Annotated in this window: 11 protein-coding genes; 1 reads left to right on the top strand and 10 read right to left on the bottom strand. The window is 61.6% G+C overall.

All coding sequences use genetic code 11. The features are described from left to right. Positions 1–66: 66 nt before the first annotated feature. The 8 genes from mraY to FQ320_RS12535 form a co-directional block, all read right to left on the bottom strand. The gene (gene mraY / locus FQ320_RS12570; protein WP_148472737.1) at positions 67–1,152 is read right to left on the bottom strand and encodes a phospho-N-acetylmuramoyl-pentapeptide-transferase; all 1,086 of its coding nucleotides are present in this window, start codon (positions 1,150–1,152) and stop codon (positions 67–69) included. Continuing rightward, the gene (murF, locus tag FQ320_RS12565) at positions 1,153–2,616 is read right to left on the bottom strand and encodes a UDP-N-acetylmuramoyl-tripeptide--D-alanyl-D-alanine ligase (protein WP_148472735.1); all 1,464 of its coding nucleotides are present in this window, start codon (positions 2,614–2,616) and stop codon (positions 1,153–1,155) included. It abuts the gene before it with no gap. After that, positions 2,613–4,112, bottom strand: a complete 1,500-nt coding sequence (locus FQ320_RS12560) for a UDP-N-acetylmuramoyl-L-alanyl-D-glutamate--2,6-diaminopimelate ligase (RefSeq protein ID WP_148472733.1) — start codon at positions 4,110–4,112, stop codon at positions 2,613–2,615. Before FQ320_RS12560 ends, murF begins: the two co-directional genes overlap by 4 nt. 14 nt (positions 4,113–4,126) lie before the next feature. After that, a complete protein-coding gene (locus FQ320_RS12555; protein WP_148472731.1) occupies positions 4,127–5,914 on the bottom strand; it encodes a penicillin-binding protein 2 in 1,788 nt (595 codons plus the stop codon). After that, positions 5,911–6,252: a cell division protein FtsL gene (locus FQ320_RS12550; protein WP_148472729.1), complete on the bottom strand. Its 342-nt coding sequence runs from the start codon at positions 6,250–6,252 to the stop codon at positions 5,911–5,913. Before FQ320_RS12550 ends, FQ320_RS12555 begins: the two co-directional genes overlap by 4 nt. A gap of 5 nt (positions 6,253–6,257) precedes the next feature. Next, positions 6,258–7,244 (bottom strand): 16S rRNA (cytosine(1402)-N(4))-methyltransferase RsmH, encoded by a 987-nt coding sequence (gene rsmH, locus FQ320_RS12545; protein ID WP_148472728.1) that lies wholly within the window; start codon positions 7,242–7,244, stop codon positions 6,258–6,260. 4 nt (positions 7,245–7,248) lie between these two features. Further along, positions 7,249–7,752, bottom strand: a complete 504-nt coding sequence (locus FQ320_RS12540; protein WP_148472726.1) for a division/cell wall cluster transcriptional repressor MraZ — start codon at positions 7,750–7,752, stop codon at positions 7,249–7,251. A 767-nt stretch (positions 7,753–8,519) separates the two neighbouring features. After that, positions 8,520–9,578 carry an Mrp/NBP35 family ATP-binding protein gene (locus tag FQ320_RS12535; protein ID WP_148472724.1) on the bottom strand — a complete coding sequence of 353 codons (1,059 nt, stop codon included), beginning with the start codon at positions 9,576–9,578 and terminating at the stop codon, positions 8,520–8,522. A gap of 236 nt (positions 9,579–9,814) precedes the next feature. On the opposite strand from FQ320_RS12535, the gene FQ320_RS12530 reads away from it, so the two are divergent. Then, entirely contained in the window at positions 9,815–10,036 is a 222-nt protein-coding gene (locus tag FQ320_RS12530; RefSeq protein ID WP_148472722.1) for a DUF1127 domain-containing protein, read from the top strand. Positions 10,037–10,728: 692 nt separating this feature from the next. Here the strand turns inward: FQ320_RS12530 and FQ320_RS12525 are convergent. Then, a complete protein-coding gene (locus tag FQ320_RS12525) occupies positions 10,729–11,175 on the bottom strand; it encodes a hypothetical protein (RefSeq protein ID WP_187393886.1) in 447 nt (148 codons plus the stop codon). 66 nt (positions 11,176–11,241) lie between these two features. Beyond that, positions 11,242–13,683: an ATP-dependent helicase gene (locus FQ320_RS12520; protein WP_148472718.1), complete on the bottom strand. Its 2,442-nt coding sequence runs from the start codon at positions 13,681–13,683 to the stop codon at positions 11,242–11,244. Positions 13,684–13,700 lie beyond the last annotated feature (17 nt).

Genomic DNA, 13,700 nt, shown 5'->3' with positions numbered 1-13,700 from the left:
AACCCAGGTGCCGCTCCGCGCCTAGGGGGCAGGCACCTGAGAACCGACCAACAGCCGTGCGCGATTTTACCGCAGCTTGAGCGTTGCGAGACCAATCAGGGCAAGGATCAGCGAAATGATCCAGAACCGAATCACGATCTGTGGTTCGGCCCAGCCGCGTTTTTCGAAATGATGGTGGATCGGTGCCATCAGGAATACCCGCCGCCCGGTCCGTTTGAAATACAGCACCTGAATGATCACGCTCATCGCCTCGACCACGAACAACCCGCCGACAATGCCCAGGACCAGTTCATGCTTGATCGCCACCGCGATTGCGCCCAGCGATCCGCCCAGAGCCAGCGACCCGGTGTCGCCCATGAACACCGCCGCGGGCGGCGCATTGTACCACAGGAACCCCAAGCCACCGCCGATCAGCCCGGCGGTGAATATCAGCAGTTCACCCGTGCCCGGCACATAATGCACCTCAAGATAGTCGGTGAAATCGACCCGGCCCACCGCATAGGCGATCACCCCAAGAGTTGCCGCAGCGATCATCACTGGCATGATCGCCAGACCGTCCAATCCGTCCGTCAGGTTCACCGCATTCGCCGCGCCGACGATGACGAACATTGCGAAGGGGATATAGAACCAGCCCATATGCAGCAGCACGTTCTTGAACACCGGAAATGCGAGATTATAGCTGAGATCGGCGGGGTGGTGCCAGGCGGCCCAGATCGACGCAGCGGCGGCAATCGCGAAGCCAAGCAGCAACCGCATACGTCCCGACAGCCCGGCATGGCTGTTTTTTGTGACCTTGGAGTAATCGTCGGCAAAGCCAATCATCCCGAAACCAATGGTGACCAGCAGCACCATCCAGACATAGGGATTGTCGAGCCGCGCCCAAAGCAGTGTCGAAATCACCAGCGCCGACAGGATCAGCAGGCCACCCATCGTCGGCGTACCCGCCTTTGTCTCGATATGGCTGGCCGGCCCGTCTTCGCGGATCGGCTGGCCGAATTTCTGGCGGCGGCGCAACAGTTCGATCAGCGGTCGTCCAAAGACGAAACCAAAGATCAGTGCAGTGAAAAACGCCGCACCCGCCCGGAAGGTGATATAGCGAAACAGGTTGAAGACGTCGCCGCCGTCGGAAAACTCGGTCAGCCAGTACAGCACTCAGTCAATCCCCTTCTGACCCGCAGGATGCGCGTTGCGTGCGCCGCGATGGCCCAATTTGCGGATCGCGTCAACAACCAGACTGACCTTTGACCCCTTGCTGCCCTTGACCAGCACAATATCCCCTGCGTCCACCAGCCTGTGCGCCTGCGCCGCAAGCTCCGGCGCCGCAGCCACCCAAACCCCGCGCTGATCCCCCGGCAGAGTGTCCCAGAGATGTTTCATCAGCGGCCCGACACAATGCACCAGATCGGCCGCGCCGATTGTTGGCAGATCGCCGATGGCCCGGTGCATCGCAACTTCGTCGGGTCCGAGTTCAAGCATGTCGCCCAGAATGGCAATGCGGCGGCCCTGAGCGATCCGGCCGATCCCCTGCACCGGCTGGCTTGCCGCCAGAACCTCGAGCGCGGCAACCATCGACGTGGGGTTGGCGTTGAAGGCATCGTCGATCAGCTCGATCGTCAGCGAAGGTTCGCCTGCGTCAAGCGGAACGGTTTCCCGGGTGCCGCGTCCGGGCGGCGGTGCCCATTTGGCGATATCACAGGCTGCAAGTGCCGGGTCCGTGTCGAGCGCACCCGCCGTGGCAAGCACCCCGAGCGCATTCATCGCAAAATGGCTGCCGGGGCTCATCACCTTGAACAGCATGCGTTCTTCGCCGTGCAGCGCCTGCACCACAGTGCTGTCAGCGGTCAGCGTGATGTCTGTAAGGCGATAATCCGCACTCTCGGCCCGCCCATAGCCAAGGATCGTCGCACCCTGCGCCCGGGCCTCTGCCAGCAGGATCGGTGTTGTCGGCAGGTCAAGATTCACGATGGCGATGCCGCCCGGCTCCAGCCCGGCAAAGATCGCGGCCTTTTCACGCGCGATGCCGTCGATGTCGTCGAACGCCTCAAGATGCGCGGCGGCCACGGTGGTGATCAAGGCGACATGGGGGCGGGTCATGGCCGTCAGCGGCGCAATCTCGCCCGGGTGGTTCATCCCCATCTCGATCACCGCGAATTCAGTGTCGGCAGGCATCCGCGCAAGGGTCAGCGGCACGCCCCAATGGTTGTTGTAACTTGCCTCAGCCGCGTGGGTCCGGCCCTGCCCGGCCAAAACGCAGCGCAACATTTCCTTGGCCGAAGTCTTGCCCACCGATCCGGTTATGCCGATCACCCGCGCATCCGTCCGGGCGCGGGCCACGCGCGCCATGTCGCCGAGGGCGGCCAGAACATCAGGCACCAGCAACAGCGGCGCATCGGGCGCGACGCCGTCGGGAATGCGCGATACCATGGCCGCGACAGCGCCGGCGGCCAGTGCCCGTGCGACAAATTCGTGACCGTCGCGCTGATCGGACAGCGCGACGAACAGATCGCCGGGGGCTAGGGTGCGGGTGTCGATGCTGACGCCGGTCGCCTGCCAGTCGGTCGCACAGGTGCCGCCCGTGGCCTGCACTGCCGTGTCCCGGGTCCACAGCGGGTTCATGCGATATGTCCGTCCAGAGCGGCGACAGCGACGCTGGCCTGTTCGACGTCATCAAAGGGAAACACGACATCGCCCACTGTCTGACCCTTTTCGTGGCCCTTGCCTGCGATCAGCAAGGCATCGCCCGGCTCCAGCGCATCAATGCCACGCAGGATCGCCTCGGCACGGTCGCCGACCTCGCTCGCCTCGGGGTCGGACTGTAGGATTTGCGATCTTATCACTGCCGGTTCCTCGGATCTCGGGTTGTCATCTGTCACTATTCGAACATCCGCATGTTTCGCCGCAGCCGCCCCCATCAGCGGACGTTTCGACGTGTCGCGGTCGCCCCCCGCGCCGTAAACAACGATCAGCCGGCCCATCACATGGGGCCGCAGGTTGGACAGAGCGGTGGCCAGCGCGTCAGGCGTATGGGCATAATCGACGAACACCGCCGCGCCATTGTCGCGCGTCGCCGCCAACTGCATCCGGCCCGGTACATTCTCAAGCTGTGGCAGCGTGGCGAACACCCGGACCGGATCGTCACCACAGGCGATGACCAGCCCGGCCGCGACCAGAACATTCTCGGCCTGAAACCCGCCTATCAGGTTCAGTCGGACCTGATCGACACGCCCGTTGAACGAAAACCGCAGATCCTGTCCGGTGGCATCGAACCGCTGGTTGAGGATGCGCAGGCTTGCATCCCCCGACCGCCCGACCCGCAGAACATCCTGCCCGCGCAACTCCGCCGCCTGGGCCATTTCGGAGGCATAAGCGCCGTCGATATTGATTACCGCGATGGCATCTTCCGACAGGACGCGGCTGAACAACCCCGCCTTGGCCTTGAAATAATCCGCGAACGTCGCGTGATAATCCAGATGATCCTGGGTCATGTTGGTAAAGGCCGCCGCCGACAGGTGCACACCGTCCAGCCGCCGCTGGTCCAAACCGTGTGACGAAGCCTCCATCGCCGCATGGGTGATGCCGGCATTCGCCAGTTTCGCCAGCATGCGGTGCAGCGTAACCGGTTCGGGTGTCGTGTGTTTCAGCGGCGCAGAATACGCCCCTTCGACGCCTGTGGTTCCTAGGTTGACCGCCACATGCCCCAGCGCCATCCAGATCTGCCGGGTAAAGGTGGCGACCGATGTCTTGCCGTTGGTTCCGGTGGTGGCGACGATGGTTCCGGGCTGTTTGACGAACCACAGCGAAGCAGCCAGCGCCAGCGTCTGACGCGGATCCTCGGCCACCACCAACGCAACGGATGACGACGCAAGATCGTCGGCGGCGCGGCGCGCACCTTCGCGGTCGGTCAGAATCGCGCTAGCACCCATGCGCAGGGCAAAGCCGATGAAATCGCCCCCATGCACCCGGCCGCCCGGCAACGCCGCGAACAGCGTGCCTTCGACCACGTCGCGGCTGTCGACCGCCAGCCCGGTGATCCGCGCCTCGCGGCCCATTTGGGCGGTCAGCCCCAGATCCGCCAGTGTTGCCACCCTGTCTGCCTTGCCGTTTTCGGCCATGTCTCGCCCTCGCCTCAGTTCGAGGTGAGTGTTAACTCAGGAACCTCGACCTTTTCAACAATCGGTCTGATCCCCAGCAACGGAGCTGCGCGGCGGATCACTTCGGCGGCGACGGGAACAGCCGTCCAGCCTGCGGTGCGGCGCGGTTGATCGCTGGACGTGTCCGATGCCTCGTCCATCGTCAGGATCAGCACATACTGCGGGTCCGATGCCGGAAAGACGCTGGCAAAGGTGTTGATGTTCTTGTCCTGATAATAGCCGCCATTGCCCTTTGGCTTGTTCGCCGTGCCGGTCTTGCCCGCCACCTCGTACCCCGGAACCGCACCGAAACTGGCGGTTCCGCGCGTGACGACCTGACGCAGCATATCGACCGCAGCGGCAGAAACCCGTTCGGACACGATGCGTTCGCCCAACTCAACCCGGTCGCGTTTGAGCAGCGTAGGTTTCACCATGGTGCCGCCGTTCAACAGCGATGAATATGCCGCGGCCAGATGCAGCGGCGAGGCGGCGATCCCATGACCATAGGAGGCGGTGATCGTCGTGATCTCGCTCCAATTGGCGGGATAGAGCGGTGCGGCGCCCGGCGCCTCGACCAATTCGACGGGGGTCGGATCAAGAAAGCCAAGTCGGCGCAGGAACTCTTTTTGCCGCGTGCCGCCGATCTCCATCGCCATCTTTGCTGTACCGACGTTGGACGATTTCACGATAACATCCGTCACCGACAGTTTCGGACCATAGTTCTTGTTCTGAAATTCGCGGATCGTGAACCGGCCCCATTTCATCGGTGCATTGGCATCGACCATTGTATTCGCGCTGGTTATTCCCAGTTCCATCGACTGGGCCACAGTGAAGATCTTGAAGGTTGAACCAAGTTCGTACACCCCCTGCACCGCACGGTTGAACAGCGGGCTGTCGGCTGGATCGCCCTTCAAAAGGGGGCGCGGGCGGTCGTTCGGATCGAAATCGGGCAGAGAGACAAGCGAAACAACTTCGCCCGTGTGAATATTCATCAACACAGCCGCCGCGCCCTTGGCGTTCATCAAGCGCATACCACCGTTCAACACCCGACGAATCGCCGACTGGACCGTCAGATCAATCGAAAGCTGTAGCGGTCGTCCATCTTGGGCAGGGTCACGCAAATAGTCGTCGAACGCACTTTCGACCCCGGCAACACCGATCACCTCGGCCGAATGAACGCCTTCGCGACCGAAACGCGCACCGCCAAGAATATGGGCCGCCAGCTTGCCGTTTGGATAAAGCCGCATCTCGCGCGGGCCGAACAACAGGCCGGGATCGCCGATGTCATGCACCGCCTGCTTCTGCTCGGGGCTCAGCTTTTTGCGAATCCACAGAAATTTCCGCTTGCCGGTGAAATCGTCCAGCAGATCCTTTTCAACCAATTCCGGGAAGATCTTGGCCAGTTCCCGTGCCGCGTGCGCCTTGTCTATCATGTGCGGCGGCTGCGCATACAGCGCGTCGGTGGTCATGTTTGTCGCAAGAATCCGCCCGTTGCGGTCCGTGATATCGGCGCGCTGGGCAAAGATTCCGGCACCCGACGTCTGAGCGCGCGGTTCTTCAGCCTCGGACGCGGCCAAAAGACCCATCCGTGCGCCCACGACGGCAAAGGCGCAGAAAAAGAACACCGACAACACCAAAAGACGGCCCTCGGCCTGAAACCGCGACCGGTCGCGCATCTCCTCGTGACGCAGGCGCAGGTTCTCGGCTTCGATCGCATCAGGGTTTTCACCGGTTTCGCGCGCTTTGAGAATGCGGGCAAGCGGGCGCAGGGGGGTTCTCATCATGGCTCCAGATCTCCCTGCACGGTTACGGTTCCGGTGAGGTCCAGTTCGGGCACAATCGGATATGGAATCTGATCGACACGGCCCAGTTGTTCGGGGTTCAGCGGCAACAGGCCCAGCCGGTCAAAGTTCAGCGCGGCCAGATCCAGCAATCTGTCCGGACGGTTCAGATAGGCCCATTCGGCGCGCAGCACGGCGATGGCTTCGCGCCGGATGCCGATGTCGCGTTGCAGTTTGTCCACATCCTTCAGCGCCTGCTGGGTTTTGTAGTTCTCGTGATAGGCCCAAAAGGCCAATCCCATAACGGACAGCGCCGACAGGATGAAAAAGATGTTTCGCATGACGGTCAGTCCCCCTGATGGTCGTATTTTGGCAGTCCCAGAGCACTGCGGTCCGCCGGGCCCGCTGACGCCTCGGTGCGCCGCCCCACACGCAGTCTTGCGGAGCGAGCGCGCGGATTTTCGGCCAGTTCGGCATCGTCCGCAGCGATGCCCTTGGACAGCCGGTCAAACCGCGGCTGTTCGGTCTCGATCTCCGGCGCATAGCGGTTGGCCCGCCCGCCCCCGCCGGAACGCGCAGTGAAAAACCGTTTGACCACGCGGTCTTCCAGCGAGTGAAAACTGACCACCGCGAGTTGCCCGCCGGGTTTCAGCGCACGTTCTGCCGCCTCAAGCCCTGCAACCAGTTCGCCGAATTCGTCGTTCACCGCGATACGGATCGCCTGAAATGTACGGGTCGCCGGGTGGCTTTGCCCCGGTTTGGAACGCGGCAGGCAACCCTCAACAATCCGCGCCAGAGCCCGGGTGGTATCGATGGTGCCCTCGGCGCGGATTTTAACGATGGCACGGGCGATGCGGCGGGCGGCGCGTTCTTCGCCGAAATGAAACAGGATATCGGCGAGTTGCTGCTCGTCAGCTGTGTTGACCAGATCGGCGGCGCTCTGACCACTGTCGCCCATCCGCATGTCCAGCGGTCCGTCCCTTTGAAAGGAAAACCCCCGGTCGGCCTGATCCAGTTGCATCGAGCTGACCCCAAGGTCCAGAACGACCCCGTCAAGCGGTTCGCCCGCATGTTCGTCAAGCTGCGAAAACGTGCCCTGCACAAGGCTCAGACGGTCCGTGAACTCTTTGGCCCAGGACTCGGCCATGGCGAAGACCGCAGGATCGCGATCAACCCCGATCACCCGGTCCGCACCCGCCGCAAGCAATCCCCGCGCATAGCCGCCAGCACCGAAGGTACCGTCAAGCCAAACACCCGATACGGGCGCCACGGCGGCCAGAAGCGGGCGGAGAAGTACCGGAACATGCGGCGCGGCAGGAGCAGTCACGACCATGTTGTCACGGCCTGACTGCGGGCAACCACGCCGACGGATCAAGGTTGGGATCGTAGTCGTCGTCTTTCAGCAGCGCCGCTTCGTGCTGGGCGTCATAGACTTCGGGCTGCCAGATCTCAAAGTTCTGACCCTTACCAATGATATAAAGCAGGTCGCCGGGTTTCAGCCCGAGCTTTTCGCGCGGCTTGGGGCCAACGACGATCCGTCCGGTTTCATCCAGCGTCGCCTTGACGGCCTTGGCGCCATAGAAGTTCTGGAGATCGGCGCGTTTGGCAGAGCCGCGGGGCATCTCTGCGATCATCTGGTGGATGCTCATCATGTCTTTCATCGTCAGGACTTCCAGGTGGCGGCGGCGTTCATCGCCATAAACGATGAACATCGAAGCGTTCCTGCCGGACGACCACGTCGGGTCGGCCTCTTCAACGTCGTGACGGAAATCGGCCGGTATCGACAACCGGTACTTGGTGTCGATCTTGTTTTCGTGCTCTCCGATGAACACTCCAAACACGGCCTGAAAACCTCTTTGTCCCACCCCAGATGTTGTGTATGCTGAACCCTGAACGGAAAACGGCGGACCGTACTGCTGCCACTGTACGGTCCGCCGCGATCACCCGTTACCGGGGTTGTCCGACTGCGCGCGCCACCTGGGGGGATGTCTGCTCGCCCGCGCGCCGGATACGGTTTCGTCCGTTGACCGGACGTATGTTTTCGAAGAATTGGTGCCTGTATGCTACCTATGCCATTGTTTTTATTGATCCGGTTTCAGTCTTGCTGCCTAGTCCCGCTCTGCTCTTCGATGTTCAAAGGGATGCCATGGGAAACCGTGGGAAGCAACTAAAAACATGCCCGGCCAGATGCATTGCCGGTCCGAATTGTGCCCGTTTGGCAACAACACGCTTTAGAGAGTAGCTAAATTTTACTGAACCTAGGCGAAGAGCCACTTTGGCAACACTAGATGTAGTGTCCGGCCGATCGATGAAATTTTTCGGTTACCCAAAAATTATCGGTGGGAATCCGCTCTGTGTGCAGCGTCGATCCCACGGTCCTTTTCAGAATCAGACCGAATCCGGGGCTCTCACGGCGACTCACGCGCCCGTGATTCGGATGATTTCGGGGAAACTTTGGGAACGGTGGTACAAACTGCACCCAGTCTGCCGGGAAAGTCTGCGGATTTGCCGGGAACCACAGGTTTCCCAAGATTTCCCGGACGGGGCCGTGGGGCGCGGTCTTTCCCACGTCTTCCCAGCCGGCCCCGGCCACCGCTGACTTTGGTGGTTAAAGTTTCGCGTCTACAATCAGGCGTGCCGCCAGCGCATGATAGGCCTCGGCTTCGGGCGCATCGGTGGCCGCCACCGGAATGCCACCATCTCCGGACACCCGTACGTCCAACGACAAAGGCAGCGCACCCAGAAACGGCAGGCCAAGACGCGCGGCCTCGTCCTTCACGCCACCATGGCCGAAGATATGGGATTCCTCTCCGCAATGGGGGCAGACGAAAACCGACATGTTCTCGATCAGCCCAAGGACCGGAGTATTCAGCGTGCGGAACATATCCAGCGCCTTGCGCGCATCCAGCAGCGCCACATCCTGTGGCGTCGACACCACGACGGCGCCGGTCACCTCATACTTCTGACACAATGTCAGTTGCACGTCGCCGGTGCCGGGCGGCAGGTCGATCACCAGAACGTCCAGATCACCCCAGGCCACCTGCCCCAGCATCTGCTGCAAGGCCCCCATCAACATCGGACCGCGCCAGACGACCGCTTTGTCGGGGTCAAGCATCAGCCCGATCGACATCATCGTCACCCCATGGGCCGACAGGGGAATGATCGTTTTGCCATCCGGCGACGCCGGGCGGCCTGAAACCCCCATCATCCGCGGTTGTGACGGACCGTATATATCGGCGTCAAGAAGCCCCACCCGCTTGCCCGCCCGCGCCAGAGCGACGGCCAGATTGGATGACACGGTCGACTTCCCGACTCCACCCTTGCCCGAACCAACAGCGATGATCCGCGCCACACCCGGCACCTTTTGCGGCCCTTCGGCCTGTGGTGTGGGATGGCGCCCGATCTTGAGACTGGGCGGCGCCTGATGGGCGGTCAGGATCACCGAAACCGATGTGACCCCCGGCATTTCGCCAACCATCTTTTCGGCGGCTTCCTTGATTGCGTTCATGCGGCGGGCGGTGTCGGCGTCGGGTGCCTCGATCACAAAGCGTACCGCGCCTGATTCGACGCTCAGCGCGCGAATCATGTCGGCGGCGACAAGTGAGCCACCCCCCGGCAGCGTCAGCCGTTCGAGTGTGGAAAGAATGTCGTCCTGCGTCACGGCCATGTCGCGTACCCCTGTTTTGTGGTCGCGCACACCATGCACCCTGTGACGTCACCGGCAAGGCCGTTTGTCTGGGGTCCAAAAAAAACGGAATGAGAGCCTGACGTTAGGTCAGCGCCACATATGCAAATGCTGCATAGCAGCATTGAGCACCCGGGCTATTGCGCAACTGCAGCAAATGCCTATCTTCAGTCTCAACAAGACCAGCGTATCTACGCAGAACCGAATGAGGTAATAATATGGCCTATATGACCAGCACCGGCGGCGCAGCCCGCACCGCACCGATTTCCCGCCTGAGCGGCCTTTTCACGGCTTTCGGCGCCCGCATGGAGCAATACCGCACCTATCGTCGCACGGTGAACGAACTGACTTCGCTGAACGATCGCGAATTGGCGGACCTTGGAATTAACCGGTCGATGATCGGCAGCATTGCGACAGACGCCGCCTACGGCGCGCGCTGAAGCCACGGAATCAGGCGGCCCCACTCTCCTCCCGGGGTCTCCTGTCTCTTGCGGCGGCATCCACCTCCTCCCGGGTGTCGTCGCACTTTTCTTTCGGGGTTCGCGCAGATGCGTCCAACCCCACCGCAGATCTCGCTGGCCTTCTCCTCCCATTGGGCCGGTGTGATGCAAGCGGCGGCACCCACCTCCTCCCGGGTGTCGCCGCACAGTTACCGGGGTTCGCGCAGATGCGTCCAACCCCACCACAGATCTCGCTGGCCTTCTCCTCCCATTGGGCCGGTGTGATGCAAGCGGCGGCACCCACCTCCTCCCGGGTGTCGCCGCACAGTTACCGGGGTTCGCGCAGATGCGCCCAACCCCACCACAGATCTCGCTGGCCTTCTCCTCCCATTGGGCCGGTGTGATGCAAGCGGCGGCACCCACCTCCTCCCGGGTGTCGCCGCACAGTTACCGGGGTTCGCGCAGATGCGTCCAACCCCACCACAGATCTCGCTGGCCTTCTCCTCCCATTGGGCCGGTGTGATGCAAGCGGCGGCACCCACCTCCTCCCGGGTGTCGCCGCACAGTTACCGGGGTTCGCGCGGATGCGCCCAACCCCACCACAGATCCCGCTGGCCTTCTCCTCCCATTGGGCCGGTGTGATGTAAGCGGCGGCACCCACCTCCTCCCGGGTGTCGCCGAATTTTCCCTTTTCAGTGCTGATATGCCTCCCGAACGGCAGGTTTTCTTGCCGGAGCGTCCCGGGACACCGCCTGTTCGCAATGGATTACCAGATCGGCGTCGCTGACAGGTTGGCGCACGATCCGGATCGCTGGAGGCATCATCCCGAACAATTCGCGGCGCTGGAACAGGTTGGTCTTGGTCAGAATGATCAGACGGCAGCCGGGACAGGTCAATCGCACCAACGGCAGCGATGGCATTGCGGTTGCAGCGTTGGAAAACGGATCGAGCAACAGGACGTCGAAACGCCTGCGCCGCAGGATTGCCAAAGCCTGATTTCCATCGGCCACTGTTTCAGCCCGGTGCCCTGCCAGCATGAACAGCGATTGTCGTGCCGCCCGACACGTGGGTTCGGGATCGAGAATAAGGATATTCACGGTTTTCAACGCTCCGAAACGGCCGTTCTGGCCACCGGTCATCGATACGTGATTCGCATTAAGATATGTCTGAGAAGTGCCGGTGCTGGCCCCTGGGCAATTTGCGCATCAAAACGGCACGTCGCCCGCGCTGTCAGCATCGGTGACGAATCTGGCCACGACCTTTTTCGACCCGGCCTTGTCAAAGGCGATGTCCAGCTTGTCGCCCTCAATCCCCATGACGGTGCCATAGCCGAATTTCTGGTGAAACACGCGGTCGCCTTCCGTGTGGGCCGAAATGGCGGTGGCATCGATCACCATATTGCGCGATTCGCGCGGTTGGCCCATGGGGCGGGCCGATGATCGAGCCTGCATCCGTTTCCAACCGGGCGAGTTATAGACGTTCGCATCCGCCACCCGTTCATGCAGGGTTGATTTCGATCCCATGGAGATCGATGGCGACGCCTGTGCCGCCATTCCCGCCGCACCATACCCGCCACCATACAATCCCGGCGGGGTCAGCACTTCGACATGTTTCGTAGGCAGTTCGTCGATGAACCGCGAAGGCATCGCAGATTGCCACTGGCCATAGACCCGACGGTTGGCGGCAAAGCTGATCGTGGCCAGCCGTTCGGCGCGGGTGATACCGACATAGGCAAGCCGCCGCTCCTCCTCCAGGCCCTTCAGACCCGATTCGTCCATGCTGCGCTGGCTGGGGAACAACCCGTCCTCCCATCCCGGCAGAAATACGGCAGGAAACTCCAGCCCCTTTGCGCCGTGCAGCGTCATGATTGACACTTTGGCGCCGCTGGAATTACTTTCATTGTCCATGATGAGGCTGACGTGTTCGAGAAACCCCTGAAGATTCTCGAACTGCTCCAGCGCCTTCACCAGTTCCTTAAGGTTTTCCAGCCTTCCCGGCCCCTCGGGCGTCTTGTCGTTCTGCCAATGGGCGACATAGCCCGACTCTTCCAATATTTGCTCGGCCAGCTCGATGTGTGAAATCCGGGTCTGCACCGAAGTGCCATCGTCGATCACCGCGTCTTCATCATCCATGACAACGGGTCGGATCAGTTCATGCCAGCGTTCGATATTGTCGATCAGCCGGCGCAATTCGACTGCGCCCTTGCCGCCCAGCCCCTTGTCGGCCAGCAGGATTCGCGCGCCATCGACCAGATTTGCGCCGTTTTCCCGCGCCGCAAGCTGGATGTTCTTCTGGGCCTTGTCGCCCAGACCGCGTTTCGGCGTGTTGACCACTCGTTCAAACGCCAGATCATCGTCAGGCGACACAGCCAGCCGGAAATAGGCCATGGCGTCACGAATCTCCATCCGTTCGTAAAACCGCGGACCCCCAATGACCCGGTACGGCAGGCCGATGGTCAGGAACCGATCCTCGAACGCGCGCATCTGGTGCGAGGCACGCACAAGGATCGCTATGTCGTCCAGCGACATAGGGTCCAGCCCCCGGGTGCCGCGTTGCAGTGATTCGACATCTTCACCGATCCAACGGGCTTCTTCCTCGCCGTCCCAGTGGCCGATAAGCCGCACTTTTTCGCCGGACTCTTCGGCCGTCCACAAGGATTTGCCCAACCGGCCCTGATTCGCGTCGATCACACCTGATGCAGCAGCCAGAATATGCGGGGTCGAGCGATAATTTTGCTCCAGACGCACCACATGGGCACCCTCGAAATCCTTCTCGAACCGCAGGATGTTGCCCACCTCGGCGCCGCGCCAGCCATAGATCGACTGATCGTCGTCACCGACACAGCAAATGTTACGGTGCCCCTGCGCCAACAGCCGCAGCCACATATACTGGGCGACGTTGGTGTCCTGATATTCGTCGACAAGGATGTATTTAAACCAGCGCTGATATTGCTCCAGCACGTCATTGTGGGTTTGAAAAATCGTCACCACATGCAGCAGCAAATCGCCAAAATCGACCGCGTTCAGGGTTTTCAGCCGTTGCTGATAGAAATCATACAGTTCGGTCCCGCGATTGTTGAACGCCGCCGCTTCGGACGCCGGGACGTTTCCCGGAGTCCAGGCGCGGTTTTTCCAACCATCAATGAGTCCGGCCAGTTGCCGTGCGGGCCAGCGTTTCTCATCGATGTTTTCCGCCAGTATCAGTTGTTTCATCAGGCGGATCTGATCGTCGGTGTCGAGAATCGTGAAGTTCGACTTGAGCCCGACAAGCTCGGCGTGGCGGCGCAGCAGTTTCACACAGATCGCGTGGAATGTGCCCAGCCACGGCATACCCTCAACCGTCTGACCCAGCAAACGACCCACGCGATCCTTCATCTCGCGCGCGGCTTTGTTGGTAAAGGTGACGGCAAGAACCTCGTTCGGTCTTGCGCGTCCGGTCATCATCAGATGCGCGATCCGGGCGGTCAGCGCCTTGGTCTTGCCAGTACCGGCACCCGCCAGCATCAGGACCGGACCGTCCAGCGTTTCAACCGCCTTGCGCTGTGCCGGGTTCAGATCGTCAAGATAGGGCGCGCGTGCACCAGCCATCGCCCGCTGGCTCAGCGGGACAGCGGCGTCAAATGCATCGGCTTCGTCAAAACTGCTCATAGGTAATACTATAGTAG

The sequence above is a fragment of the Oceaniovalibus sp. ACAM 378 genome (assembly GCF_008085915.1).
Lineage (GTDB): Bacteria > Pseudomonadota > Alphaproteobacteria > Rhodobacterales > Rhodobacteraceae > Oceaniglobus.
The sequence above is the reverse complement of the archived record's forward strand: the minus strand, read 5'-3'. Positions and strand labels throughout refer to the sequence as shown.